Below are 25,809 nucleotides of genomic sequence, written 5' to 3' on the forward strand. Positions count from 1 at the left end.
AGTGCGACCCCTTACAGCTTCATCAGGCTGGCGTCGTCGACCGAGGCCGTATGGCGGGTGCGGAAGATCGTGACGATGATCGCCAGGCCGACCACGACCTCGGCCGCGGCGACGACCATCGTGAAGAACGCGATGATCTGGCCGTCCAGATTTCCGTGCAGCCGCGAGAAGGCCACGAAGGCGAGGTTGCAGGCGTTCAGCATCAGCTCCACGCACATGAAGAGCACGATGGCGTTCCGCCTGATCAGCACTCCGGCCGCACCGATGGTGAACAGCAGCGCCGCGAGATAGAGGTAGTTGATCGGGTTCATCGCGTGGCCTCCTCGTCGCGCTGCCGGGCCTGCTCGCCGCGCCGCTGCTCCGCACTGCGGCCGGTCCCGCCGCGCTCCAGCCACTCCGAGGAGCGCTGCTCCAGCGCCGCCAGCTCGGCCAGCGACTCTCCGGAGACGTCCCGGACCTGGCCGCGCTCGCGCAGCGTGGAGATGACGGTGAGCTCGGAGGGGGTGCCGTCGGGCAGCAGCCCCGGGATGTCCACGGCGTTGTGCCGGGCGTAGACACCGGGCGCGGGCAGCGGCGTGACCTGGGTGCCCTCGCGCACGCGGCGCTCGGACAGCTCGCGCTGGGTCCTGGCCCGCTCGGTGCGCTCCTTGTGCGTCAGCACCATCGCGCCGACCGCGGCGGTGATCAGCAGCGCACCGGTGATCTCGAAGGCGAAGACGTACTTGGTGAAGATGAGGGCGGCCAGCCCCTGTACGTTGCCGCCGGCGTTGGCCTCACCGAGGCCGTTGAAGTGCTTCACCGAGGCGTTGCCGAGGCCGGCGATCAGCAGGATGCCGAAGCCGATCCCGGCGCCGGCCGCCAGCCAGCGCTGGCCCTTGAGCGTCTCCTTGAGGGAGTCCGCCGCGGTCACGCCGACCAGCATGACGACGAAGAGGAACAGCATCATGATCGCGCCGGTGTAGACGACGACCTGCACGACGCCGAGGAAGTACGCGCCGTTGGCGAGGTAGAAGACCGCCAGGATGATCATGGTGCCGGCGAGCGAGAGGGCGCTGTGCACCGCCCGCTTCATCAGGATCGTGGCCAGCGCGCCGATCACGGCGACCGTGCCGAGGATCCAGAACTGCACGGCCTCGCCGGTGGACGTGGTCGAGGCCGCGGCCAGGATCGAGGGGCTCATGCCTCCACCCCCGTCCCCGCCGGGCGTTCGGCGGTGGGCGCGGGGGTCTCGGGGAGGCCGGCCGGGCACTCGCCCTTGCTGACCGCCACCTGCCGCTCCGTGCCCGGTGCCGCCTCGGTCACCAGGCCGTTGTAGTAGTCCTTCTCCGTCATGCCGGGGAAGATCGCGTGCGGAGAGTCGACCATGTTGTCGTCGAGGCCCGCGAGCAGCTCTTCCTTGGTGTAGATGAGGGACTCGCGGCTGCGGTCGGCGAGCTCGTACTCGTTCGTCATGGTCAGCGCGCGGGTGGGGCACGCCTCGACGCACAGGCCGCAGAGGATGCAGCGGAGGTAGTTGATCTGGTAGACGCGGCCGTACCGCTCGCCGGGCGAGTAGCGCTCCTCGTCGGTGTTGTCCGCGCCCTCCACGTAGATCGCGTCGGCCGGGCAGGCCCAGGCGCACAGCTCGCAGCCGACGCACTTCTCCAGGCCGTCCGGGTGGCGGTTGAGCTGGTGCCGGCCGTGGAAACGAGGCGCGGTCGGCTTCTTCTCCTCCGGGTACTGCTCGGTGAGCCGCTTCTTGAACATGGCCTTGAAGGTCACGCCGAAGCCGGCCACCGGATTCTGGAAGTCAGACACCGTTGTCCCCCTTTCCGTTCTTTCCGTTCTTTCCGCTTTCGTCACTGTCAGTATTGACCCCGCCACTGACAATCAGTTCGCGATCTTGGTGGCGCGGCCGCCTGCGCGGTACCGGTGGCAAGGTCTGGCCGGGCAGCGGAGGTACGGGGAAGCCGCCGGCCATCGGGTCGAAGGGCTCCTCGGCGAGGGGCTTCTCCTCCTCCTTCTCGCCCTTGCGGAAGAAGTCCGCGACGAGGGAGATCAGCAGCAGGGCGACCGCGGCGCCGCCGACGTACAGCACGATCCGCTGGAAGTCGTAGCCCTCGTTGCGCAGCGCCCGCACGGTCGCGACCAGCATCAGCCAGACCATGGAGACCGGGATGAGGACCTTCCAGCCCAGCTTCATGAACTGGTCGTAGCGGACGCGCGGGAGCGTGCCGCGCAGCCAGATGAAGAAGAAGAGCAGCAGCTGGATCTTGATGGTGAACCAGAGCAGCGGCCACCAGCCGTGGTTCGCGCCCTCCCAGAAGGTGCTGATCGGCCAGGGGGCGCGCCAGCCGCCGAGGAAGAGGGTGGTCGCGACGGCCGAGACGGTGACCATGTTGACGTACTCGGCCAGCATGAACATCGCGAACTTGATGGAGGAGTACTCCGTGTTGAAGCCGCCGACCAGGTCGCCTTCGGACTCCGGCATGTCGAACGGCGCACGGTTGGTCTCGCCGACCATCGCCACGATGTAGATCAGGAAGGAGACCGGCAGCAGCGCGACGTACCAGGTGCTCTGCTGCCCGTCGACGATCGCCGAGGTGGACATCGAGCCGGAGTAGAGGAACACCGACGCGAAGGCCATGCCCATCGCGATCTCGTAAGAGATCATCTGGGCGCACGAGCGGAGCCCGCCGAGCAGCGGGTACGTCGAGCCCGAGGACCAGCCGGCGAGCACGATGCCGTAGATGCCGACCGAGGCCGTGGCCAGGATGTAGAGCAGGGCGATCGGCAGGTCGGTCAGCTGCATCGGCGTGCGGTGGCCGAAGATCGAGATCTCGTTGTCGGCCGGGCCGAACGGGATGACGGCGAACGCCATGAACGCCGGGATGGCCGCGACGACCGGGGCGAGGACGTACACCGCCTTGTCGGCCCGCTTGACGACCACGTCCTCCTTCAGCATCAGCTTGATGCCGTCCGCGAGGGACTGGAGCATGCCCCAGGGGCCGTGCCGGTTGGGCCCGATGCGCAGCTGCATCCAGGCGACGACCTTGCGCTCCCAGACGATCGAGAAGAGCACGGTCAGCATCAGGAACGCGAAGCAGAAGACCGCCTTGATGGCCACCAGCCACCACGGGTCGCGCCCGAAGACGCTCAGGTCCTCGGCGGCCAGCGCGATGCGGTCCGCGCCGAGCGCCAGCTGTTCCGCGGCGAGGTTCATCATTCCGCCACCTCCGTGCCGTCCGCCGGGGCCGCCGGGCCCGCGGTCATCGCGGCGACCGTCACCAGGTCACCGGGGTTCGCTCCGGTGTCGTGCGCGACGCCGCCCCCCTGGGAGTTGAGCGGCAGCCACACCACCCGGTCGGGCATCTCGCTGACCTGGAGGGGGAACGTCACCGCGCCCTGCGGCCCGGCGACCCGCACCTCCGCGCCGTCCTTCAGGCCCGCCTCGGCGGCGGTGGCGGCGGACATCCGGGCCACCGCGGCGTGCCGCGTACCGGCCAGCGCCGGGTCGCCCTCCTGCATCCGCCCGAGGTCCAGCAGCAGCCGGTGCCCGGCGAGCACCGCCTCCCCGGCGCCCGGCCGGGGCAGCCCCCGCGTCTCGGTACCGGCGAGCACGTCAGCGGTGGCGCGCGGCCCGTCCCAGCCGCCGAGCCGGTCCAGCTCCGCGCGTACGGCGCGGATGTCCGGCAGCGCCAGGCCCGGCACCGTCTCGTCCGCTGCGGACATGGCGTCCGCCAGCATGTGCAGCACGCGCGCATCGGGGAGCAGGTGGCGGCGCGTCATCTGGTCCGGCTTGAGCGCGGCCTCGAAGGGCCGTGCCCGCCCCTCCCAGTTGAGGAACGTACCGGCCTTCTCCACGACGGCCGCGACCGGCAGCACCACGTCGGCCCGGCGCGTGACCTCACTGGGCCGCTGCTCCAGGCTGACCAGGAAGCCGACCGCGTCCAGCGCCTCGACCGCGCGCCGCGGGTCGGGCAGGTCCTCGACCCCGACACCGGCCACCACCAGAGCGTTCAGCTCGCCGGTGGCCGCGGCCTCCAGGATCTGTCCGGTGTCCCGGCCGGGCCGCTGCGGCAGCGCGGCCACGCCCCAGGCGCGGGCGACCTCGTCGCGGGCGCGCGGGTCGGTCGCGGGCCGGCCGCCGGGCAGCAGTCCGGCGAGCGCGCCCGCCTCGACGGCGCCCCGCTCGCCCGCCCGGCGCGGGATCCACACGAGCTGCGCACCGGTGGCCGAGGCGGCGCGTACGGCGGCGGTGAGCGCGCCCGGTACCGCGGCCAGCCGCTCGCCGACGACGATCACCGAGCCTTCGGCCCGCAGCGCCTCGGCCGCGGCCTGGCCCTCACCTTCGAGTCCGACCCCGCCCGCCAGCGCGTCCAGCCACTCCGTCTCCGTGCCGGGCGCGGCCGGCAGCAGCGTGCCGCCCGCCTTGATGAGGCCGCGGGTGGCGTACGAAGCGAGCCCGAAGGTCCGCTGGCCACTCTTGCGGTGCGCCTTGCGCAGCCGCAGGAAGACGCCGGGCGCCTCCTCCTCGGCCTCGATGCCGGCCAGCAGGACGGCCGGCGCCGCCTCCAGAGACCGGTACGTCATTCCCTGCCCGTCCAGGTCGCGGCCGTGGCCCGCCACTCGTGCGGCGAGGAAGCCGGCCTCTTCGGAGCTGTGCGCCCGGGCCCGGAAGTCGATGTCGTCCGTGTCGAGGACGGCCCGGGCGAACTTGGCGTACGCGTAGGAGTCCTCGACGGTGAGCCGGCCGCCGGTCAGCACGCCGGCCCGGCCGCGCGCCGCCAGCAGCCCGCGGGCCGCGGCCTCCAGCGCCTCGGGCCAGCTCGCCGGGGTCAGTTCACCCGTCTCGGCGTCCCGCACGAGCGGCGTCTCCAGCCGGTCGGGCAGCTGCCCGTACCGGAAGGCGAACCGCCCCTTGTCGCACATCCACTCCTCGTTGACCTCGGGGTCGTCGGCCGCGAGCCGCCGCATGACCTTGCCGCGCCGGTGGTCCGTACGCGTCGCGCAGCCGCCCGCGCAGTGCTCGCACACGGACGGCGAGGAGACCAGGTCGAAGGGGCGGGAGCGGAACCGGTACGCCGCCGAGGTCAGCGCGCCGACCGGGCAGATCTGGATGGTGTTGCCGGAGAAGTACGACTCGAACGGGTCGCCCTCACCCGTACCGACCTGCTGCAGCGCGCCGCGCTCGATCAGCTCGATCATCGGGTCGCCGGCGACCTGGTTGGAGAAGCGGGTGCAGCGGGCGCAGAGCACGCAGCGCTCGCGGTCCAGCAGCACCTGCTGGGAGATCGGCACCGGCTTCTCGTAGGTGCGCTTCTTCCCTTCGAAACGCGAGTCGGCCTGCCCGGCGGACATGGCCTGGTTCTGCAGCGGGCACTCGCCGCCCTTGTCGCAGACCGGGCAGTCCAGCGGGTGGTTGATGAGCAGCAGCTCCATCACGCCGCGCTGCGCCTTCTCGGCGACCGGCGAGGTGAGCTGGGACTTCACGACCATGCCGTCGGTGCAGGTGATCGTGCAGGACGCCATGGGCTTGCGCTGGCCCTCGACCTCCACGATGCACTGGCGGCAGGCGCCGGCCGGGTCCAGCAGCGGGTGGTCGCAGAAGCGCGGAATCTCGATACCGAGCATTTCGGCGGCCCGGATGACGAGGGTCCCCTTGGGCACGCTGATCTCGATGCCGTCGATGGTCAGCGTGACGAGATCTTCGGGCGGAACCGCCGCCTCGCCGCCCCCGGAGGCCGCGCTGTTGGTGGTCACTGTCATGCGTTCACCTCCAGGTGCTTGTCGGCCCACGCGGTGGACTTGGCCGGGTCGAAGGGGCAGCCCTTACCGGTGATGTGCTGCTCGTACTCCGCGCGGAAGTACTTGAGTGAGGAGAAGATCGGGGAGGCGGCGCCGTCACCGAGGGCGCAGAAGGACTTGCCGTTGATGTTGTCGGCGATGTCGTTCAGCTTGTCGAGGTCCGTCATGCGGCCCTTGCCGGCCTCGATGTCGCGCAGCAGCTGGACGAGCCAGTAGGTGCCCTCGCGGCACGGTGTGCACTTTCCGCACGATTCATGCGCATAAAACTCGGTCCACCGGGTGACGGCCCGTACGACGCAGGTCGTCTCGTCGAAGCACTGCAGGGCCTTGGTGCCGAGCATCGAGCCGGCCGCGCCGACGCCCTCGTAGTCCAGGGCGACGTCGAGGTGCTCGTCGGTGAACATCGGCGTCGAGGAGCCGCCCGGGGTCCAGAACTTCAGGCGGTGGCCCGGCCGCATGCCGCCGCTCATGTCGAGCAGCTGGCGCAGCGTGATCCCCAACGGGGCCTCGTACTGGCCGGGGTTGGCGACGTGGCCGCTCAGCGAGTAGAGCGTGAAGCCCGGGGACTTCTCGCTGCCCATCGAGCGGAACCATTCCTTGCCCCGGTTCATGATGGCGGGAACCGACGCGATGGACTCGACGTTGTTCACGACAGTGGGGCAGGCGTAGAGGCCGGCCACCGCGGGGAAAGGGGGACGCAGCCGGGGCTGTCCGCGCCGGCCTTCCAGGGAGTCCAGCAGCGCGGTCTCCTCGCCGCAGATGTACGCGCCGGCGCCCGCGTGCACGGTGAGTTCGAGATCCAGACCGGGACCGAGGGCGTCCTTGCCGAGGTATCCGGCCGCGTAGGCCTCCCGTACGGCCTCGTGCAGCCGCCGCAGGACGGGCACGGTCTCTCCGCGCAGATAGATGAACGCATGCGACGACCGGATCGCATGACAGGCGATGACGATCCCCTCGATGAGGGAATGCGGGTTCGCGAAGAGGAGCGGGATGTCCTTGCAGGTCCCGGGCTCCGACTCGTCGGCGTTGACAACAAGATAGTGCGGCTTGCCGTCGCCCTGCGGGATGAACTGCCACTTCATGCCGGTGGGGAAGCCCGCGCCGCCGCGGCCGCGCAAGCCCGCGTCCTTGACGTACGCGATCACGTCGTCCGGCGCCATCGCCAGCGCCTTGCGCGCGCCTTCGTAACCCTCGTGCCGCCGGTAGGTCTCCAGGGTCCAGGACTCGGGCTGGTCCCAGAAGGCGGACAGCACGGGTGCGAGCAGCTTCTCGGGGCTGGTCTCTCCGCCGGCCTCCGGCCGGGAGGCGCCCTCGTATTCCGTGGACACGGTCATCACTCCCCCTCCTCAGCGGCGGGTCCGGAAGGATGGTGGGGGTCGCTGGCCGAGGTGTCGCGCGGTGCGTCGTGCGAGCTGGGGTGCGTCGGCGGAGCCTCCCCCGGCGCCCCGGCCGGTGCGACCGGCGCCCCGGCCGGCGCGGCCTCGTCCGTCCGACGGTCGCCGTCGCGCGGTGCGACGACGTGGTCCGTGCCGCCCGGCAGTTCCTCGCCCCTGGCCAGCCGGAGCCCGACGAGCGAGGCGTGCCCGGCGCCGCCGGTGGCCTCGACCGCGCCCTCCCGCTGGTCGGGGAAGCCGGCCAGGATGCGCGCGGTGTCCTTGTACGTGCACAGGGGCGCGCCGCGGGTCGGTGCGACGGGCCGCCCGGCCCGCAGATCGTCGACCAGCTGCTTGGCGCTGTCCGGCGTCTGGTTGTCGAAGAACTCCCAGTTGACCATCACGACGGGCGCGTAGTCGCAGGCGGCGTTGCACTCGATGTGTTCGAGGGTGACCTTGCCGTCGGCGGTGGTCTCGTTGTTGCCGACGCCGAGGTGTTCCTTCAGCTCGTCGAAGATCGCGTCGCCGCCCATGACGGCGCAGAGCGTGTTGGTGCACACCCCGACCTGGTAGTCGCCGCTCGGCTTGCGGCGGTACATCGTGTAGAAGGTCGAGACGGCCGTGACCTCGGCGGTCGTCAGGTCCAGCATTTCCGCGCAGAAGCGGATGCCGGTCCGGGTGACGTGGCCTTCCTCGGACTGGACCAGGTGCAGCAGCGGCAGCAGGGCCGAGCGCGAGCCGGGGTAGCGGGCGATCACCTCCTTCGCGTCCGCTTCGAGCCGGGCCCGTACGTCGGCCGGGTAATCGGGGGCGGGGAGCTGCGGCATCCCCAAACTGACGTCTGTCACCGGTCGACGCCTCCCATCACGGGGTCGATGGACGCGACGGCGACGATGACGTCGGCGACCTGGCCGCCTTCGCACATGGCCGCCATGGCCTGCAGGTTGGTGAAGGAGGGGTCGCGGAAGTGGACGCGGTAGGGGCGGGTGCCGCCGTCGCTGACCGCGTGCACGCCCAGCTCGCCCTTGGGGGACTCCACGGCCGTGTACGCCTGTCCCGGCGGGACGCGGAAGCCCTCCGTCACCAGCTTGAAGTGGTGGATCAGGGCCTCCATGGAGGTGCCCATGATCTTCTTGATGTGGTCCAGGGAGTTGCCGAGGCCGTCCGGGCCGAGCGCGAGCTGCGCGGGCCAGGCGATCTTCTTGTCCCCGACCATGACCGGACCCGGCTCCAGCCGGTCCAGGCACTGCTCGATGATGCGCAGCGACTGCCGCATCTCCTCCAGGCGGAGCAGGAAGCGGCCGTAGGCGTCGCAGGTGTCGGTGGTCGGGACCTCGAAGTCGTAGGTCTCGTACCCGCAGTACGGGTTGCTCTTGCGCAGGTCGTGCGGGAGGCCGGCGGAGCGCAGGACCGGGCCGGTGGCGCCGGTGGCCAGGCAGCCGGCCAGGTCCAGGTGGCCGATGCCCTGCATGCGGCCCTTGAAGACCGGGTTGCCGGTGGCGAGCTTGTCGTACTCCGGGAGGTTCTTGCGCATCTTCTTCACGAAGGCGCGTACCTGGTCGACGGTGCCGGGCGGCAGGTCCTGGGCGAGGCCGCCGGGCCGGACGTACGCGTGGTTCATGCGCAGGCCGGTGATCAGCTCGTAGATGTCCAGGACCAGTTCGCGGTCGCGGAAGCCGTAGATCATGATCGTGGTGGCGCCGAGCTCCATGCCGCCGGTGGCGATGCACACCAGGTGGGAGGAGAGTCGGTTCAGCTCCATCAGCATCACGCGGATGATCGAGGCCCGGTCCGGGATGTCGTCCTCGATACCGAGCAGCTTCTCCACGGCCAGGCAGTACGCCGTCTCGTTGAAGAACGGCGTCAGGTAGTCCATCCGCGTGACGAAGGTCGTGCCCTGGGTCCACGTCCGGTATTCGAGGTTCTTCTCGATGCCGGTGTGGAGGTAGCCGATGCCGCAGCGGGCCTCGGTGACGGTCTCGCCGTCGATCTCCAGGATGAGCCGGAGCACGCCGTGCGTGGAGGGGTGCTGCGGGCCCATGTTGACGACGATGCGCTCGTCGTCGGCCTTGGCCGCGGCCTCGACGACCTCATCCCAGTCGCCGCCGGTGACCGTGTAGACGGTGCCCTCGGTGGTCTCGCGAGGGGTTGCCGGGGAAGTAGTCATCAGGTGTACGACCTCCGCTGGTCGGGAGCCGGGATCTGGGCGCCCTTGTACTCGACGGGGATACCGCCGAGCGGGTAGTCCTTGCGCTGCGGGAAGCCCTGCCAGTCGTCCGGCATCATGATTCGGGTGAGTGCCGGGTGGCCGTCGAAGATCAGCCCGAAGAAGTCGTAGACCTCGCGCTCGTGCCAGTCGTTGGTCGGGTAGACGCTCACGATCGACGGGATGTGCGGGTCGGCGTCGGGTGCGGAGACCTCCAGCCGGATCAGCCGGGTATGGGTGAGCGACCGCAGGTGGTAGACGGCGTGCAGCTCGCGGCCCTTGTCGCCGGGGAAGTGCACGGCGCTGACGCCGGTGCACAGCTCGAAGCGGAGCGCCGGGTCGTCGCGGAGCGTCTTCGCGACCACCGGCAGGAACTCCCGCTCGATGTGGAAGGTCAGCTCACCGCGGTCCACGACGGTCTTCTCGATGACGTTCTCGGGGACCAGGCCCTGCTCGTCCAGCGCGCCTTCGAGCTCGTCCGCGACCTCGTCGAAGTACCCGCCGTACGGCCGGGAGGTGGCTCCGGGCAGCCGTACGGTCCGTACGAGGCCGCCGTAGCCCGAGGTGTCGCCGCCGTTGTTCGCGCCGAACATGCCGCGGCGGACGCCGATGACCTCGCCGTGGTCGCCGCGCTGGCCGGGGAGGTTCTGCGCGTTGAGGTCCTGGTCCGGGTTGACCCCGTTGGCCCCCGCGCCGTGCGTGCCGTTGTCCGGGTTGCTCACCGCAGCAGTCCCTTCATCTCGATCGTCGGGAGTGCCTTGAGCGCCGCCTCCTCCGCCTCGCGGGCCGCTTCCTCGGCGTTGACCCCGAGCTTGGAACCCTGGATCTTCTCGTGGAGCTTGAGGATGGCGTCCATGAGCATCTCCGGGCGCGGCGGGCAGCCCGGGAGGTAGATGTCGACCGGGACGATGTGGTCGACGCCCTGCACGATGGCGTAGTTGTTGAACATGCCGCCCGAGGAGGCGCACACGCCCATGGAGATGACCCACTTCGGGTTCGGCATCTGGTCGTAGACCTGGCGCAGGACGGGCGCCATCTTCTGGCTGACCCGGCCGGCCACGATCATCAGGTCGGCCTGGCGCGGGGAGCCGCGGAAGACCTCCATGCCGAAACGGGCCAGGTCGTAGCGGCCCGCGCCGGTGGTCATCATCTCGATGGCGCAGCACGCGAGCCCGAACGTCGCCGGGAAGACCGATGACTTGCGCACCCAGCCCGCGGCCTGTTCGACGGTGCTCAGCAGAAAGCCGCTGGGCAGCTTCTCTTCAAGTCCCATTGGGTGACCCCTAGTCCCATTCCAGGCCGCCGCGGCGCCAGACGTAGGCGTAGGCGACGAAGACGGTGAGCGCGAAGAGGAGCATCTCGACGAGCCCGAACAGCCCCAGGGCGTCGAAGGTGACGGCCCAGGGGTAGAGGAAGACGATCTCGATGTCGAAGACGATGAAGAGCATCGCCGTCAGGTAGTACTTGATCGGAAAGCGACCGCCGCCTGAAGGCTGTGGAGTCGGCTCGATCCCGCATTCGTACGCTTCGAGCTTGGCCCGGTTGTAGCGCCTGGGTCCGACGAGCGTGGCCATGACGACGGAGAAGATCGCAAAGCCTGCCCCGAGGGCTCCCAGTACGAGGATGGGCGCATAGGCGTTCACCGTCCTCGCTCCCTTCAGTCGACGATGACTGGTTGGCGGTCCGGCCCCGGGCCCGTTCACTCCTCGACGGAACTCGACAGAGATCACGTCTATGTGAGGCAGTTCACAAGCCCTGGCCGCCTGCATCCTATGCCCGTGAGTCTGTGATCTGCGACACGGGGTGCAACAACGACTTTGTGATCTCCACCACCTGACGAAGGATCATGAAGTCGGATGAGCCGTGATCTTCGCACCGGAAGCGTTCGGGTGATCACTTCACGTGACAAAACCAGCAGTCACCCCTGGTCAGAAGGGTGCCTCCACTATCAAGAGTCACGCACCGCAAGCAAATTGGTGTTGGACACCGTCAACTGATAGAGCGTGCCCACCCGTCCGCGTGACCCAGCCGTGACCTCGCCGTGATCGTCGGTACGTGCATTGCTTCACGAGCGCGCATCACGAGGACATAACGGTCACTCAGGAGTGAGCTATCCCACGCGACTCACATCTCTAAAACCTTGACGGCGGGGAAGCATTGGCGAGTCGGTTGCGAAGGTGGTAAGTGCCGTGCCGGCGCGCATCGAGCGGTAAATGCCGTGCGCAGGAACATGATCACGAAATTCGGACACCGATCGGGGCGACTCATCGCTGGCCGATTGGCCCGTTTTATTCATCGTGTACGCGTCAAAAGTGGTGCACACCACCTTTGTTGGCAGCAACCTGTGGCTCCTGATAGCCGTGGTGCCATGTCCCCGAACGCACTCATACCCAGCCACCGGAAGCCCCGCCGCTCCGCGACCTCGCGGGCCGTGCGCGCAGGGTTCACCGGTGGCATCCTCACGCTGGCGGTGACCGGTACCGCCGTTCCCGCGAACGCCACCGCTGAGAAGCCGGCCTCCGAGACCCAGGAGCTGCCGACCATCACCGCCGCGCTCGCGACGTCCGTGGCGAAGACCGCGGACACCACCCAGCAGGTTGCGGACCAGTACGAGCTGCAGGCAGCGCAGGACGCGGTCTTCACCAAGGCCGACAAGGCCGCGCAGAAGGCCAAGGACAAGGCCGTCGAGGCCAAGCGCAAGGCCGAGGCAGAGAAGAAGGCCGCGGCGGCCCGCAAGGCCAAGGAGGCCGAGCAGGCCCGCGCTTCGCGCTCCGCCGACCGCGGCCCCCTGCTGTCCGCCTCCGCCTCGGTGGACACCGGCTCGCTCACCGGCTCCACCGCCTCCCTGGTGAGCTTCCTCAAGGCCCAGGTCGGCAAGGCGTACGTGAGCGGCGCGACCGGCCCGTCCGCGTACGACTGCTCCGGCCTCACCCAGGCCGCCTTCCGGCAGATCGGCGTCGACCTGCCGCGCGTCTCCCAGGACCAGTCGACCGCCGGCACCCAGGTGGGCCTGGACAACCTCCAGGTGGGGGACATCCTCTACTGGGGCAGCGCGGGCAGCGCGTACCACGTCGCGGTCTACATCGGCGGCGGCCAGTTCATCGGCGCGCAGAACTCCAGCACGGGCGTCGTGCAGCGCGACATGAGCTACGACCAGCCCACGGGCGCCGTCCGCGTCCGCTGACCCCTTCAGGGCTCGCACACAGGCGAAAGGGCCGCCGTTCCCCCGCTCGGGAACGACGGCCCTTTCGCCGCAATACGCCGCTTTCGGGCGGTTCCGCGCCCCTACTGACGCGGCGTGACCTCGGCCATTTCGCCCCAGCCGGTGCCCTCGGTCTCCACGTTGATGATTTCCGGGGTGCTCGCGACGAGGCCGGACATCAGCTCGATGGCCTCCTTGAAGTGGTCGGACTGCACGTGCGCGGCGCCCGCCTCCTGGCCGGCGAAGGCCTCCAGCAGCACGAACTGGTGCGGGTTGTCCGCGCTCCGGGACCACTCGAAGAAGATGTTGCCCGGCTCCGCACGGGTGGCGAGCGTGAAGGGCTCGGTCAGCGACAGCCACTCGTCGCTCTTCTCCGGCCGGACGGTGAACTTCACAGCGATGAAAATCATGCGACCACTGTGCGCTCGCGGCGGCGCCGTCGCGAGCCGGCGCGGCCGCCTTTCCACCGATGCCGGAAAACCCGCCACCGATGCCGGGAAACCCGCCGCCCGGCACGCGCCCCGTACCGGTAGCGCCGCTCAGGCCCCGGCGGCCGCGCGGAGCAGAACGGACGCCAGTTCGCCCCGCCGGGCCGGGTAGTCGGCGGTCGGCAGGGACACCGACAGGGCGCGGACGGAACCGTCGGGGCCTTCGCCCGGGAGCCGTACGGCGAGACAGGTGTGTGCCGGGTCGGTCTCCCCCACCGACACGGCGATCCCGTCCCGGCGCACCCGGGCCAGCTCCGCCTCGAAGCGCTCGGGCGAGGTGATCGTACGGTCGGTCAGCCGGGGCAGGCCGTGCGCGGCGAGGTAGCGGCGGCGCGCCGGCCGCTTCAGGGTGGCGAGCAGGACCTTGCCGTGCGCGGTGGCGTGCGCGCCGTGGTCGGGGCCCACCGCGAACGGTCCGCCGGCCGCCGACACCGGCAGCGTGCTGTCCACGACGGCGATCCGGCCGCGTCCCACCGCGCTGAGGTACGCGTGCGTGCCGGTCGCGCGCCGGACGCCCAGCAGCAGTTCGCGGGCACCGTCCTCGATGCCGGTCTGCCGCTGGAAGGCCCGGTGCAGCGCGGGGACCCGCGGGCCCAGCACGTAGCCGCCGCCCGCGCGCGTCAGGTGCCCGCGCGCGGTCAGCGGCGCCAGCAGGTTGTAGACCGTGGAGAGCGAGCAGCCCAGCCGGCGGGCCAGCGCCTTGGCCGTCACCGGTCCCGCCGATCCGGCCACCGCGTCGAGCACGTCCAGCGCCCGGTCGACGGAGAGCGGTCCGTTGGCGGAACCACCCGTGCCGGCAGCGCCGGCGGCTTCGGGCCCGTTGACGGGTGCGGCGGACATGGCGGATCCCTCCAGACGTGCCGGGCGGCGGCTGCAACCTCCCCAGGATCCCTCACCGTGGCCGGAGCCTGCTCTGCCGGTTGGCCTCGCGCACCCTCGCCCGCAGTTCCGCCTTCCGGTCCGGCACACCCTTCGCGTCCGCCGGCCGGGTCGCCGGTTCGGTCCGCTCCACGGCCTCGCCCCGTTCGTCGCCCTCCCGGCCGTCACTCATGGCTCCCCCTCAGCATCCGGCGCCATGCCCTCGGCATCCCCATGGTTCACGCTCCGTGGTCAGCTCGGGACTTTCCGTACCCCCAGCCTGACCGCACGCAGGGCGTAAGGACAGCAGGCACAATCCGCCAACTTCGCGTGTCAAGGGAGATGTTCGGACAAGAAGGCGAGATGCGGCGCGGCGCGGACAGCGCGAAGCCGCCACCGGTCGGGCCGGTGGCGGCTCGGCCGGGCGGGGTGGCCCCGCGGGTCCCTCGGGCGGCTCAGGCCTTCGGGGCGACCTTGCTCAGGCCGTTGATGATGCGGTCCATGGCGTCGCCGCCGGTGGGGTCGGTCAGGTTGGCCAGCATCTTCAGGGTGAACTTCATCAGCACCGGGTGGGTCAGGCCGCGCTGGGTGGCCATCTTCATGACCTTCGGGTTGCCGATGAGCTTCACGAAGGCGCGGCCGAGGGAGTAGTAGCCGCCGTAGGTGTCCTTGAGGATCTTCGGGTAGCGCTGGAGGGCCAGCTCACGCTGGGCGTACGTGGCGCGCGCGTGCGCCTGCACGATGACGTCGGCCGCGATCTGGCCGGACTCCATGGCGTACGCGATGCCCTCGCCGTTGAAGGGGTTCACCAGGCCGCCCGCGTCACCGACCAGGAGCAGGCCCTTGGTGTAGTGCGGCTGGCGGTTGAAGGCCATCGGGAGGGCGGCGCCGCGGATCGGGGTGGTCATGTTGTCCGGGGTGTAGCCCCAGTCCTCCGGCATCGAGGCGCACCAGGCCTTGAGGATCTCGCGCCAGTCCAGCTCCTTGAAGGAGCTGGAGGTGTTCAGCACGCCCAGGCCCACGTTGGAGGTGCCGTCGCCCATGCCGAAGATCCACCCGTAGCCGGGCAGCAGCCGGTCCTGCGGGCCGCTGCGGTCCCACAGCTCCAGCCAGGACTCCAGGTAGTCGTCGTCGTGGCGCGGGGACTCGAAGTACGTACGGACCGCGACGCCCATCGGGCGGTCCTCGCGGCGGTGCAGGCCCATCGCCAGGGAGAGCCGGGTGGAGTTGCCGTCCGCTGCGACCACCAGCGGGGCGTGGAAGGAGACCGGGGTCTTCTCCTCGCCGAGCTTGGCGGTCACGCCCTCGATCCGGCCGGTCAGGTCGTTGACGATCGGGCCGCTGACGTTGCAGCGCTCGTACAGCCGGGCGCCGGCCTTCTGCGCCTGCCGGGCCAGCTGCTCGTCGAAGTCGTCGCGCTTGCGGACCAGACCGTAGTCCGGGTACGAGGCGAGGTCCGGCCAGTCCAGCTGGAGGCGGACGCCGCCGCCGATGATGCGCAGGCCCTTGTTGCGCAGCCAGCCGGCCTCCTCGGAGATGTCGATGCCCATCGACACCAGCTGCTTGGTGGCGCGGGGGGTCAGCCCGTCACCGCAGACCTTCTCCCTCGGGAAGGCCGTCTTCTCCAGCAGGAGGACGTCCAGGCCGGCCTTGGCCAGGTGGTACGCGGTCGCCGAGCCGGCCGGCCCGGCCCCCACGACGATCACATCGGCGGTGTGCTCGGAGCGCGCCTGGGTGGGCGCGTCGGCCTCGGTCACGTCGGTCACGGCGTAATCTCCCGGAACTCGAAATCTGAGTGCCGACCGGCACAGGACCCGTGCAGTCTATGCAGGCCGATGTGGACCGAAAACGAAGGGTTGGCCCATGCAGAAGCCGCTTCCCGCCGTCGAACTGCGTGTTCCCACCGAGGAGGACGCCTGGAACTGGCACCGCGTGTTCGACGACCCGGAGGTCATGGAGTTCCACGGCGGCGCGTCCGCCGAGCTGTCGGTGTACGAGGAGCTGACCGCGCGGCAGCGCCGCCACCACGCCGAACGCGGCTACTGCCTCTACACGATGCTCGACCCGGCGGACGGCGCGGTGATCGGCTTCACCGGCGCGCAGCCGTGGCCGCACCCGAACTGGGGCCCGGTCGGCGAGATAGAGATCGGCTGGCGGCTGGGCCGGAAGTACTGGGGCAAGGGCTACGCCACGGCCGCGGCCCGGCGCGCCCTGGAGGACGTACGGACGGCCGGGGTGCGGCACGTCGTGGCGATGGTGGACGCACGCAACGCCCGCTCGATCGCGGTGACCCGGCGCCTCGGCATGCACCAGGCCGAAACGTTCGTCTCACCCGTGTCGAAGGTGACGGGGCTGTGCCACCGGCTGGACCTCTGAGCCCGGCGGCCGGTTCCGGCCCGCCGCGGATCAGGCGGCCGGCTTGGTCCCCCGGTGGAGGGCGACGATGCCGCCCGTGAGGTTGCGCCAGGCGACCTTCGTCCAGCCCGCCCGCTGGAGCAGCGTCGCCAGCGCGGGCTGGTCGGGCCAGGCGCGGATGGAGTCGGCGAGGTAGACGTACGCGTCGGGGTTGGAGCTGACCGCGGTCGCGACCGGCGGCAGCGCGCGCATCAGGTACTCGGTGTAGACGGTCCGGAACGGCGCCCACGTCGGGTGGCTGAACTCGCAGATGACGACCCGGCCGCCGGGCTTGGTCACGCGGTACAGCTCCGCCAGCGCGGCGTCGGTGTCCTGGACGTTCCGCAGCCCGAAGGAGATCGTGACGGCGTCGAACACGCCGTCCGCGAAGGGCAGCTTCATCGCGTCACCGGCGGTGAAGGGCAGCCACGGCTGCCGCTTCTTGCCCTCGCGCAGCATGCCGGTGGAGAAGTCGCACGGCACGACGTACGCGCCGGTGCGGGCGAACGGCACGGAGGAGGTGCCCGTACCGGCCGCGAGGTCCAGCACCCGCTCGGCGGGCCGGGCCGCCACCGCGCGATCCACGGCCTTCCGCCACAGCCGCGTCTGCCCCAAAGACAGCACGTCGTTGGTGAGGTCGTACCGTTCCGCCACGTCGTCGAACATCGAGGCGACTTCGTGCGGCTGCTTGTCCAGGGATGCTCGGGTCACGACAGCCATTGTTCACCACGGGTGGTGAGGGTCAGAAGCCGACCAGCGTCGCGAGGTCGATGGTGATCGGGAACGGCCAGTCCGTTTCCAGCTTCCCGACGTGGACAGGGTGCTCGGGGGCAGGGATGTACTCGCCCCTCTCAGTGTGAAGCCAGTACTCGTGGATCTCGGGGAGGTTGTCCTTACCTCGCTCGACCCGCCAGTAGTACGGCACGCCTGCGGCGGCGTACATGGCCGGCTTACGCACACGGTCGGCCTGGCGCGAACCAGGGGAAACCACTTCCACCGCCAAAGCAAGGTTCTCGACAGGTACGCACTCCAGCTCGAAGAAGTCGAGCTTGCGCGTGTCAAAGACGATGACGTCTGGGATCGGAGGATTCTGGTCATCGACCAGGACACACTGCTCAGAGGCGACCGCATATGGCTCGCGTCGCGCGTCCCTCAAGTGGCGCTCAATCTGGCTTCGCACTCCGTTGTGCCACACCACAGCCATCCCCCGAGGCACGACCACTCCGTCCACAAGTTCCCAGTCGAAAGGAAGCTCCAAGTCCTTCACCTGATCGACGGTCCAGCCCTCCTCGGGCGGGAACATCCAGGTCTCAGGAGTGGCCTGCTCCAGCCGTTCAGCGATCATCACTGCTCCCATGGACGCGAGTCTGGACGCGGGTGCGAGTCGCGGTCCCGTATATGACCGTACCGTCACTCGAAGGAGTGGGCCGGGATATCAGCGCCGGCGAAAGACCAGGCGGCCGTCCAGGACCGTGGCCAGGCAGGTGCTGTCCTCGGCGAGGACGGTGAAGTCGGCGGGGGCGCCCGGGGCGAGGGCGACCGGGCGGTCGCGGAGGCCGGATCGGGTCACCGCCGTGCGGACCGAGGCCCGGGTGAAGGGGCCGGCCACGGACGTCGTGCCGGTGGCCAGCAGGCGCTGGAGGCCGCGGCGGGCGCTGCCGCCCCAGCGGGTGTCGGGCATGTCGAGTGCGGCGAGGGCCGCGCCGCGGATCGGCTCCGTGCCCAGCTCGGCGGCCTCGCGCGGGTCGGGGTGGTAGGCCGATTCCAGGTACGCGGCGCCGTCGGGCTCATGGCGGCCCGGGGAGAGCACCCCGTCCCACTCGCGCACCCGCACCCGGTCGCCGTACTCGGCGGCCAGGTCCGCGTACCGGCCGATGGCCTCGATGCGGGAGCCGGAGACCAGCACCGCGTCCGCGCCGGGGGCCGGACCACCGGCCGGGACGCCGGCGGTCGAGGCGGCCTCGACCGCACGGACGTGGTGCAGGGTCAGCATCGCGAGCGACTCAGCTCGCGTCGATGAGCTTCAGCTCGGGGTTCGTCTTGGCCTTGTCGAACGCCGTGGAGGAGATGTGCGAGGTGACGCGGTCGTCGACCGGGTCGTTCGCCGGGTCGTCGTGCACGACCAGGTGCTCGTACGTCGTGGCGCGCTGCGCCGGGACACGGCCCGCCTTGCGGATCAGCTCGATGATCTCCTGGCGGTTGGAGCGGTGCTTGGCGCCGGCCGAGGAGACGACGTTCTCCTCCAGCATGATCGAGCCGAGGTCGTCCGCGCCGTAGTGCAGCGACAGCTGGCCGACCTCCTTGCCGGTGGTGAGCCAGGAGCCCTGGATGTGGGCGACGTTGTCGAGGAAGATCCGGGCGATGGCGATCATCCGCAGGTACTCGAAGAGCGTGGCCTGGGTGCGGCCCTTCAGCGCGTTGTTCTGCGGCTGGTAGGTGTACGGGATGAACGCGCGGAAGCCGCCCGTACGATCCTGCACGTCGCGGATCATGCGCAGGTGCTCGATGCGCTCGGCGTTGGTCTCGCCCGTCCCCATGAGCATGGTCGAGGTGGACTCGACGCCCAGGTTGTGCGCCTCCTCCATGATCTCCAGCCAGCGCTCGCCGGACTCCTTGAGCGGGGCGATGGCCTTGCGGGGGCGGGCCGGCAGCAGCTCGGCGCCGGCGCCCGCGAAGGAGTCGAGACCGGCGGCGTGGATCCGCTGGATGGCCTCCTTGGTGGAGACCTTGGAGATGCGGGCCATGTGCTCGACCTCGGAGGCGCCGAGGGAGTGGATGACCAGCTGCGGGTACGCCTTCTTGATCGCGGCGAAGTGCTCTTCGTAGTACTCGACGCCGTAGTCCGGGTGGTGGCCGCCCTGGAACATGATCTGGGTGCCGCCCAGCTCCACGGTCTCCGCGCAGCGGCGCAGGATGTCGTCCAGGTCCCGCGTCCAGACGTCGGGGCTCTTCGGCGCGGCGAAGAAAGCGCAGAACTTGCAGGCCGTCACGCAGGAGTTCGTGTAGTTGATGTTCCGCTCGATGATGTACGTCGCGATGTGCTCCGTACCGGCGTAGCGGCGGCGGCGCGCGGCGTCGGCGGCCTTGCCGAGGGCGTGCAGCGGCGCGTCACGGTACAGCTCGACGGCTTCCTCGGGGGTGATCCGCCCGCCCTCCGCGGCGCGGTCGAGTACGGACTGGAGGTCGGCGTTCTCGGTCACCGGGCGTCCCTTCGAGGTTCTTGAGCGGGCAGGCATCAGGCCCGATCCAGCGTACGCCAGGGGTCCGACGGGGCCGTTGGCGGTGGGCCAGTTCGTCCGGTACGCGCGGGCCGGGCGGTCAGTCGACCCGGGCGAGGCGGGCCGTGGGGCGGCCACCGCGTTCGTCGTCGGAGGCGTAGGCGAGGCCGTCGCCGTCCCGGGTGAGGGTGACGGTCGCGGTCCGGCCCGTGCACAGCGCGCCCGCGTCCGCGTCCGCCGTCTCCCGGAGGGTGAGCCGGCGGGCGGTGGCCGCGCGCAGCTCGCCGGTGGCGTGGCACTTCGTGATCATCACGTCGTACGTCAGCTTCGCCACCTTCTCGCCCACGGCCCCCTTGCTGACGGTCACCGTGACCGAGCCGTTGGGCGCGCCGTCGTCCTGCCGGACGGTGCCGGACCAGGTGCCGAGGAACGCCTTGGACACGGCGCCCGCCGGCCCGGACGGCGTCGCCGCGGAGGGGGTCGCGGCGGGCGGCGGCAGGCCCTGGTCACCGCCGGACGATCCGCCACCGGCCGGTCCGCCGCCCGGCAGCAGCTCGAAGACGAAGGCGGCGGTGGTCGCGGCGGCCAGCGCCCCGGCGACGGACAGCACCAGCGTGCAGCTCAGCCGGCCCGGCCGCGTCCGGCCGCCGACCACGCCGGACAGCGACAGGCGACGCTCCTTGCCGCCGGCCGGGCGCGGGGAAGCCGCGTCGGCGGTGCCGGGCCCACCGGCCGCGGGGGCGGGCGCCGGCCACTCCGGCCGCGGCGGGACCACCGCCTGCGCGTCGAACGGCACGGGCCCGGAGGCCGGCGCACCGGACGCCCCGGGGCCGGGCGCGGGACCGGCGAGATACGGATGACCGGCGGGGTACGGATGACCCGCGGCGTACGGGAGGCCGGCCGCGTACGACGGGTCGGGCGGACCGAAGCCGGCCGCGGGCGGGGCCGGGGGCTGAGCCGGGAAGGGGGGCGGGCCGCCCCGGTCCGTCGCCTCCAGGTTCAGCACCTCCACGGCGCGGCGGCTGACCTGCTCGACCACCGGCTGCGGCAGCCACCCCGCGCGCGCCATCCCCGCCGCGCCCTGCGCTCCGCCCAGCCGCCGGGCCAGCGCCTCGGGCGAGGGCCGGTCGCCGGCCCGCTTGAGCAGGCAGTCCGAGACCAGCGCCCGCAGGTCACCGGTGAGCTCGGGGCCGAGCCGCGGCTCTTCGTGCACGACCTTGTAGAGCAGCGCGGCCGAACTGTCCCCGGGGAACGGGCTCTCCCCGGTCGCCGCGTACGCCAGGACCGCGCCCAGGGAGAAGACGTCCGACGCGGCGGTGGTGCCGTCGCCGAGGATCTGCTCGGGCGCCATGTAGCCGGGCGAGCCGACCGAGACGCCGGTGGCGGTGAGCGAGGCGGTGCCGTCCGTGGCGCGGGCGATCCCGAAGTCGATGAGGAGCGGGCCGTCCAGGGTGAGCAGCACATTGGACGGCTTCACGTCCCGGTGCACCAGGCCCAGGCCGTGCACGGCGGTCAGCGCCTCGGCCAGGCCCGCGCCCAGGACCCGTACGGAGTGCTCGGGCAGCGGGCCGTGGGCGGCGACGGCCTCGTCCAGCGCGGGGGCCGCGACGTACGCGGTGGCGACCCAGGGCACGGCCGCTTCGGCGTCGGCGTCCAGGACGGGCGCGGTCCAACTGCCGCCGACCCGGCGCGCGGACGCCACCTCGCGCCGGAACCGGGCCCGGAACTCGTCGTCCGCCGCGAACTGCGGATGGACGGCCTTCACGGCGACCGTCCGGCCGCCGGGGCTGCGCCCCAGGTAGACCCGGCCCATGCCGCCCGCGCCGAGCCGGGCGAGCAGCTTGTACGTGCCGATCTCCGCCGGGTCCTCCGCTGCCAGCGGCTGCATGGACTCTCGCCTCCCCCTCGCGTCCCACCCGTTCGCCACAGCTTAGGACGGCGGGGGCCCGGCCACCGGGGGAATGCGCTGGCCGGCACCGGGGCTCCGGCCGGAATGCGGGGAGTTTTCCGGCCGCGGGCGGGGCGCCCGGCCGCCGGGAAATCGGACCTCAATTCCGGCCGCCACCCATTCCGGGAAATGGGGCCGTGTCGTTCGCGCAGAGTTCACGAAGAATTCCCGGCCGGCGGGAGAGCGCGGAAGCGACACCGGAAGGGCGGGAACGACGAGAAGGACGGGAAGGACGGGAAGGAAGAGGCGGAGAGGAAGGAGAGGAAGGAGAGCAGGGAGCGGAGAGGGAAGGAGAGGAGAACAGTAGAAAGGTGCATACGGCATGAAAATTGCGAGGGGCCGGCGCCACACACCGGCGGCCGACCCCCCACACTGCGGACCGAGTGGTCCCGCACCACGCCCGGACCGTGCGGCCCGGCACCGGGCCGCCCACCGAGGCCCGGTGGCGCGTCACACGTCCAGCAGGTCCACCCGGACGTCCGCCGGGAAGCCCGTCGTCGGGCCCGTGCGGCGGGCGAATTCGGTGACGCCGCGCAGCTGGTCGGGGCCGAAGCGGAAGTCCAGGGTGGTGAAGTACTTCGTGAGGATCTCCTCGTCGAAGTGCTCCCAGCGGGCCGCCTGCTCGGCGACCTTGCCGACCTCCTCCAGGGACAGGTCGCGGGAGGCCAGGAACGCCTCGTGCACCTTCCGCACGACGACCGGCTCGCGCTCCAGGTAGTCGCGCCGGGCCGCCCACACCGCGAAGACGAACGGCAGGCCGGTCCAGTCCTTCCACATCTGGCCGAGGTCGTGCACCTCCAGGCCCAGCCGGGGCGCCTCGTGCAGGTTCGCGCGCAGCGCGGCGTCGCCGATCAGGACGGCCGCGTCCGCCTCCTGCATCATCACGCCCAGGTCGGGCGGGCAGGTGTAGTAGTCCGGCGTGACACCGACCTTCTCGGCGAGCAGCAGCTGCGCCAGCCGCACGGAGGTGCGCGAGGTCGAGCCGAGCGCGACCCGGGCGCCGTCCAGCTGCTCCAGCGGCTTCTGCGAGACGATCACACAGGACATCACCGGGCCGTCGCAGCCCACCGCGATGTCGGGGAAGGCGACCAGCTGATCGGCGTGCTTGAGGAACTCGACGAGGGTGATCGGACCCATGTCCAGCTCGCCCGCGACCAGCTTGTCGTTCAGCTGATCGGGGGTGTCCTTGGTGAGCTCCAGGTCGAGCAGGGTGCCCGTACGGGCCAGGCCCCAGTAGAGGGGCAGGCAGTTCAGAAACTGGATGTGGCCCACCCGCGGCCGGGTCCGGCGGTGGCCGGTGGTCGGTGCGGGTGCGTCTCCTACGGTTGAATTGTCCACATGTGGAGGCTAGACCCGCGGAACACACCACGAGGCGGCGGGGGCCTCCGCATGGCACGCACACCCGCCACTCGCGACTCGACGCGAACCCGGGCCGGAAGCCGGCGGGAACCCGGTACGCACCCGGCGCGGCGATAAACGTGATCTTTGGCTCTTCCGCCTTCTGAGCGCACCGTGCTAGGCTCAGCGCAAGTTGCAGTTTGGTTTCCCTTGCAGTACAGAGCCTGCGGATCATGTGACCCGCAGGCATTTGTAGTTTTCAGACTTCTTTGCAGGTTCTGGAGCAGGGCAACCCTTTGGCCCAAGGAGGGCTTATGGCTACCGGAACCGTCAAGTGGTTCAACGCCGAGAAGGGCTTCGGCTTCATCGCCCAGGACGGCGGCGGCCCCGATGTCTTCGTCCACTACTCCGCGATCAACGCGTCTGGCTTCCGCTCCCTGGAGGAGAACCAGACCGTGACCTTCGACGTCACCCAGGGCCCGAAGGGCCCGCAGGCGGAGAACGTCACCCCGGCCTAGTTGCCCGGGTCGGCCGGTCGCGGCCGTGAGTAGCAGTACCCAAGGAGCCCTGCTCCGTCGCTTCGGCGGCGAGCGGGGCTCCTGCCTTTGCGGCCCCTCGACTCCGGCCTTCGTGGCTCCTCGGCTCCTGCCTTTGTGATTCCTTTGCGGTGCCCTTTCGGACCTTTCCGCGCCCTTTTCGGCCTTCTCGGGGCTCCGGAGCCCGCCACGGCCTCCGCGGAAGCCCTGCGGCACCCCAGGGCAAAACGGGCACAAAGGGTGGAGCCCCGCGCCGCCTCCCCCACAGAGGCGACACGGGACTCCAGTCTGACGCGCCCGGTTCGACGTACGGCGGGCGGGGGTCGGTTCCGCGCTCAACTACTTTCGTACAGCGCCTCGATGTCTTTCGCATAGTCCCGTGCAATGGCCACCCGCTTCAATTTCAACGACGGGGTGAGGTGGCCGGCCTCTTCGGTGAAGTCGCCCGGCAGCACGGCGAAGCGCCGGACGGACTCGGCGCGGGACACCAGCAGGTTGGCGTCGTCCACCGCGCGCTGCAGATCAGCCAGCAGCCGCTCGTCGCGCACCAGCTCCGCGAGCGGCACGTCCTGCTTCTTCTGCATCTGCCGCCAGTGCGCGAGGCCGTCCGGCTCCAGGGTGATCAGCGCGGTGACGTACGGCCGGTTGTCGCCGATCACCATGCACTGGCCGACCAGCGGATGTGCGCGCAGCCGGTCCTCCAGCGGCGCGGGCGCGACGTTCTTGCCGCCGGAGGTCACGATGATCTCCTTCTTGCGCCCTGTGATGGTCAGGTAGCCGTCCGCGTCCAGCGCGCCCAAGTCACCGGTGGCGAACCACGCCTGCTCGTCGACGGCCGGTACGGCGGTCCCGCTCGCGGCGTCCCAGTAGCCGGAGAAGACCTGGCCGCCGCGGAGCAGCACCTCCCCGTCGTCGGCGATCCGGACCGCGCTGCCGGGCAGCGGCCAGCCCACGGTGCCCAGGCGCGGCTTGAGCGGCGGGGTGACGGTGGCGGCCGCGGTGGTCTCCGTCAGGCCGTACCCCTCGAAGACCTGGATGCCGGCGCCCTCGTAGAAGGACGCCAGGCGCCGGCCGAGCGGGGAGCCGCCGCAGATGGCGTACCGGACGCGACCGCCGAGCGCCGCCCGTATGCGGCGGTAGACCAGCGGGTCGTACAGGCCGCGCGCCGCCTTCAGGCCCATGCCGGGGCCGGACCCGGTGCCGTGCTCGGCTGCCTCGACGGCCTGGCCGTACGCGCGGGCTATGCGGGCCGCGCGGTCGAAGGAGGCGGCCCGGCCCATCTTCTCGGCCGTGGCCCGCCCGGTGTTGTAGACCTTCTCCAGTACGTACGGGATGGCCAGCAGGAACGTCGGGCGGAAGCCGGCCAGGTCGGCGAGCAGGTCCTCGGTCTGGACGCTGGGGGCGTGGCCGAGCTTCACCCGGGCCCGGAGGCAGCCGACCGCGACCATCCGGCCGAAGACGTGGCTGAGCGGCAGGAAGAGCAGGGTCGAGGCGGGCTCCTTGCTGACCGATTTGAAGACCGGGTGCAGCAGCTCGATGGAGTTGTCGACCTCGGCGAAGAAGTTGCCGTGGGTCAGGACGCAGCCCTTGGGGCGCCCGGTGGTGCCGGAGGTGTAGATCAGGGTCGCGGTGTCGGCCGGGCCGCGGGCGGCGCGGCGCTTGGCCACCTCGTCGGCGAGCAGGTCGCGGCCGGCGGAGGTGATGTGGGAGACGGCTCCGGCGTCGAGCTGCCAGAGGTGGTCGAGGCCGGGGAGTTCGCCGCGTACGCCGCTGATCATGCGGGTCTGCTCGACCTGCTCCACGACGCAGGCACGGGCGCCGGAGTCGTGCAGGATCCACTGGGCCTGGTGGGCCGAGGAGGTCGGGTACAGGGGCACGGTGACCAGGCCGGCCGCCCAGGACGCGAAGTCGAGCAGGGTCCATTCGTAGCTCGTCCTGGCCATGACGGCGAGCCGGTCGCCGGGGCGCAGGCCGTGCGCGATCAGGCCCTTGGCGAGGGCGAGCACCTGCTCGGCGAACTCGGCGGCGGTCACGTCGCGCCAGCTGCCGTCGTGCTGCTTGCGGCCGAGGACCACGTCGGTGGGGGCCTCGGCGGCGTTGTCGAAGGGGATGTCGCCGAGGGAGCCGGTGGGGACGGCGGGGGCGAACGGGGGGACGGAGACCTCGCGCACGGTGCCGTTCTCGACGGTCTTGTGCGGCGGGACCAGTACGGGGGTGGTGGGTGGTGCGGCTTCCTGGCGGGACACGAGCGGCTCCTCAGGCGGGTGGGTGCCCCGAGGGGGCGGGGCGCCCTGGACTGTCCGGCGGAACTTCCGTGGTGCTCGGGTGCTGCGGTGGTGGTGCGGTGATGAGGCGCGGGGCCGGGTGACTGCGGGGGCTTCGGGACTGCGGTGCGCGGGGTCGGGGTGGGTGGCGCCTCGGTGCTGCGGCCGGTGCGGGCGCCGGTCGCGTCCTCCCTCCG

The 25,809-nt window shown here is 71.0% G+C and carries 25 protein-coding genes; 3 read left to right on the forward strand and 22 right to left on the reverse strand.

The window, feature by feature from the left end; all coding sequences use genetic code 11:
- Nucleotides 1-11: 11 nt before the first annotated feature.
- From nuoK to IF20_RS10675, 11 genes are read right to left on the reverse strand one after another with little or no spacing between them, the layout of a single operon-like run.
- Nucleotides 12-311 carry an NADH-quinone oxidoreductase subunit NuoK gene (gene nuoK, locus IF20_RS10625; protein ID WP_030262617.1) on the reverse strand — a complete coding sequence of 100 codons (300 nt, stop codon included), beginning with the start codon at nucleotides 309-311 and terminating at the stop codon, nucleotides 12-14.
- Nucleotides 308-1,180, reverse strand: a complete 873-nt coding sequence (locus tag IF20_RS10630; RefSeq protein ID WP_052864819.1) for an NADH-quinone oxidoreductase subunit J — start codon at nucleotides 1,178-1,180, stop codon at nucleotides 308-310. Before IF20_RS10630 ends, nuoK begins: the two co-directional genes overlap by 4 nt.
- A complete protein-coding gene (nuoI, locus tag IF20_RS10635; protein WP_052864820.1) occupies nucleotides 1,177-1,797 on the reverse strand; it encodes an NADH-quinone oxidoreductase subunit NuoI in 621 nt (206 codons plus the stop codon). Before nuoI ends, IF20_RS10630 begins: the two co-directional genes overlap by 4 nt.
- Nucleotides 1,790-3,205 carry an NADH-quinone oxidoreductase subunit NuoH gene (gene nuoH, locus IF20_RS10640; RefSeq protein ID WP_052864821.1) on the reverse strand — a complete coding sequence of 472 codons (1,416 nt, stop codon included), beginning with the start codon at nucleotides 3,203-3,205 and terminating at the stop codon, nucleotides 1,790-1,792. The genes nuoI and nuoH overlap by 8 nt, the downstream gene beginning before the upstream one ends.
- A complete protein-coding gene (locus IF20_RS10645; RefSeq protein ID WP_052864822.1) occupies nucleotides 3,202-5,748 on the reverse strand; it encodes an NADH-quinone oxidoreductase subunit G in 2,547 nt (848 codons plus the stop codon). The genes nuoH and IF20_RS10645 overlap by 4 nt, the downstream gene beginning before the upstream one ends.
- Nucleotides 5,745-7,121: an NADH-quinone oxidoreductase subunit NuoF gene (gene nuoF / locus IF20_RS10650; RefSeq protein ID WP_052864823.1), complete on the reverse strand. Its 1,377-nt coding sequence runs from the start codon at nucleotides 7,119-7,121 to the stop codon at nucleotides 5,745-5,747. The genes IF20_RS10645 and nuoF overlap by 4 nt, the downstream gene beginning before the upstream one ends.
- Nucleotides 7,121-8,008 (reverse strand): NADH-quinone oxidoreductase subunit NuoE, encoded by an 888-nt coding sequence (gene nuoE, locus IF20_RS10655; RefSeq protein WP_052864824.1) that lies wholly within the window; start codon nucleotides 8,006-8,008, stop codon nucleotides 7,121-7,123. Before nuoE ends, nuoF begins: the two co-directional genes overlap by 1 nt.
- Nucleotides 8,005-9,327 (reverse strand): NADH-quinone oxidoreductase subunit D, encoded by a 1,323-nt coding sequence (locus IF20_RS10660; RefSeq protein WP_052864825.1) that lies wholly within the window; start codon nucleotides 9,325-9,327, stop codon nucleotides 8,005-8,007. Before IF20_RS10660 ends, nuoE begins: the two co-directional genes overlap by 4 nt.
- Nucleotides 9,327-10,088, reverse strand: coding sequence for an NADH-quinone oxidoreductase subunit C (locus tag IF20_RS10665; RefSeq protein ID WP_052864826.1), 762 nt, complete (start codon nucleotides 10,086-10,088; stop codon nucleotides 9,327-9,329). The genes IF20_RS10660 and IF20_RS10665 overlap by 1 nt, the downstream gene beginning before the upstream one ends.
- A complete protein-coding gene (locus IF20_RS10670; RefSeq protein ID WP_052864827.1) occupies nucleotides 10,085-10,639 on the reverse strand; it encodes a NuoB/complex I 20 kDa subunit family protein in 555 nt (184 codons plus the stop codon). The genes IF20_RS10665 and IF20_RS10670 overlap by 4 nt, the downstream gene beginning before the upstream one ends.
- Before the next feature lie 10 nt (nucleotides 10,640-10,649).
- Nucleotides 10,650-11,009 carry an NADH-quinone oxidoreductase subunit A gene (locus IF20_RS10675; protein ID WP_030262580.1) on the reverse strand — a complete coding sequence of 120 codons (360 nt, stop codon included), beginning with the start codon at nucleotides 11,007-11,009 and terminating at the stop codon, nucleotides 10,650-10,652.
- Between the two features lie 725 nt (nucleotides 11,010-11,734).
- Here IF20_RS10675 and IF20_RS10680 point away from each other — a divergent pair.
- The gene (locus IF20_RS10680) at nucleotides 11,735-12,550 is read left to right on the forward strand and encodes a C40 family peptidase (RefSeq protein WP_052864828.1); all 816 of its coding nucleotides are present in this window, start codon (nucleotides 11,735-11,737) and stop codon (nucleotides 12,548-12,550) included.
- A gap of 101 nt (nucleotides 12,551-12,651) precedes the next feature.
- Here the strand turns inward: IF20_RS10680 and IF20_RS10685 are convergent, their stop codons facing one another.
- From IF20_RS10685 to IF20_RS10695, 4 genes are all read right to left on the reverse strand, one after another.
- Nucleotides 12,652-12,978: a putative quinol monooxygenase gene (locus IF20_RS10685; RefSeq protein ID WP_052864829.1), complete on the reverse strand. Its 327-nt coding sequence runs from the start codon at nucleotides 12,976-12,978 to the stop codon at nucleotides 12,652-12,654.
- A 129-nt stretch (nucleotides 12,979-13,107) separates the two neighbouring features.
- The gene (locus IF20_RS10690; RefSeq protein WP_052864830.1) at nucleotides 13,108-13,896 is read right to left on the reverse strand and encodes an IclR family transcriptional regulator; all 789 of its coding nucleotides are present in this window, start codon (nucleotides 13,894-13,896) and stop codon (nucleotides 13,108-13,110) included.
- Between the two features lie 52 nt (nucleotides 13,897-13,948).
- Nucleotides 13,949-14,107, reverse strand: coding sequence for a hypothetical protein (locus tag IF20_RS39080; protein WP_199896550.1), 159 nt, complete (start codon nucleotides 14,105-14,107; stop codon nucleotides 13,949-13,951).
- A gap of 262 nt (nucleotides 14,108-14,369) precedes the next feature.
- On the reverse strand, nucleotides 14,370-15,725 hold the full coding sequence (locus IF20_RS10695) for a geranylgeranyl reductase family protein (RefSeq protein ID WP_110944044.1): 1,356 nt from the start codon (nucleotides 15,723-15,725) through the stop codon (nucleotides 14,370-14,372).
- A gap of 52 nt (nucleotides 15,726-15,777) precedes the next feature.
- Between IF20_RS10695 and IF20_RS10700 the strand changes: the two genes are divergently transcribed.
- Entirely contained in the window at nucleotides 15,778-16,290 is a 513-nt protein-coding gene (locus tag IF20_RS10700) for a GNAT family N-acetyltransferase (protein ID WP_052864832.1), read from the forward strand.
- 30 nt (nucleotides 16,291-16,320) lie between these two features.
- Here the strand turns inward: IF20_RS10700 and IF20_RS10705 are convergent, their stop codons facing one another.
- From IF20_RS10705 to IF20_RS10730, 6 genes are all read right to left on the reverse strand, one after another.
- Nucleotides 16,321-17,019, reverse strand: coding sequence for a demethylmenaquinone methyltransferase (locus IF20_RS10705; protein ID WP_052864921.1), 699 nt, complete (start codon nucleotides 17,017-17,019; stop codon nucleotides 16,321-16,323).
- 31 nt (nucleotides 17,020-17,050) lie between these two features.
- The gene (locus tag IF20_RS10710; RefSeq protein WP_234426596.1) at nucleotides 17,051-17,665 is read right to left on the reverse strand and encodes a Uma2 family endonuclease; all 615 of its coding nucleotides are present in this window, start codon (nucleotides 17,663-17,665) and stop codon (nucleotides 17,051-17,053) included.
- A 78-nt stretch (nucleotides 17,666-17,743) separates the two neighbouring features.
- A complete protein-coding gene (locus tag IF20_RS10715; protein ID WP_052864834.1) occupies nucleotides 17,744-18,301 on the reverse strand; it encodes an imidazolonepropionase-like domain-containing protein in 558 nt (185 codons plus the stop codon).
- A gap of 10 nt (nucleotides 18,302-18,311) precedes the next feature.
- Nucleotides 18,312-19,508, reverse strand: coding sequence for a cyclic dehypoxanthinyl futalosine synthase (gene mqnC, locus IF20_RS10720; protein ID WP_052864835.1), 1,197 nt, complete (start codon nucleotides 19,506-19,508; stop codon nucleotides 18,312-18,314).
- A gap of 118 nt (nucleotides 19,509-19,626) precedes the next feature.
- Complete coding sequence (locus IF20_RS10725) at nucleotides 19,627-21,414, reverse strand: serine/threonine-protein kinase (RefSeq protein WP_052864836.1); 1,788 nt, start codon at nucleotides 21,412-21,414, stop codon at nucleotides 19,627-19,629.
- A 510-nt stretch (nucleotides 21,415-21,924) separates the two neighbouring features.
- The gene (locus IF20_RS10730) at nucleotides 21,925-22,812 is read right to left on the reverse strand and encodes a menaquinone biosynthetic enzyme MqnA/MqnD family protein (protein ID WP_052864837.1); all 888 of its coding nucleotides are present in this window, start codon (nucleotides 22,810-22,812) and stop codon (nucleotides 21,925-21,927) included.
- Between the two features lie 314 nt (nucleotides 22,813-23,126).
- Between IF20_RS10730 and IF20_RS10735 the strand changes: the two genes are divergently transcribed.
- Nucleotides 23,127-23,330 carry a cold-shock protein gene (locus tag IF20_RS10735; RefSeq protein WP_030620150.1) on the forward strand — a complete coding sequence of 68 codons (204 nt, stop codon included), beginning with the start codon at nucleotides 23,127-23,129 and terminating at the stop codon, nucleotides 23,328-23,330.
- Between the two features lie 353 nt (nucleotides 23,331-23,683).
- Here IF20_RS10735 and IF20_RS10740 read toward each other — a convergent pair whose 3' ends face one another.
- Nucleotides 23,684-25,594 (reverse strand): AMP-dependent synthetase/ligase, encoded by a 1,911-nt coding sequence (locus IF20_RS10740; RefSeq protein ID WP_052864838.1) that lies wholly within the window; start codon nucleotides 25,592-25,594, stop codon nucleotides 23,684-23,686.
- Between the last annotated feature and the right edge of the window lie 215 nt (nucleotides 25,595-25,809).

Source organism: Streptomyces niger, from assembly GCF_000718305.1.
Lineage (GTDB): Bacteria > Actinomycetota > Actinomycetes > Streptomycetales > Streptomycetaceae > Streptomyces > Streptomyces niger.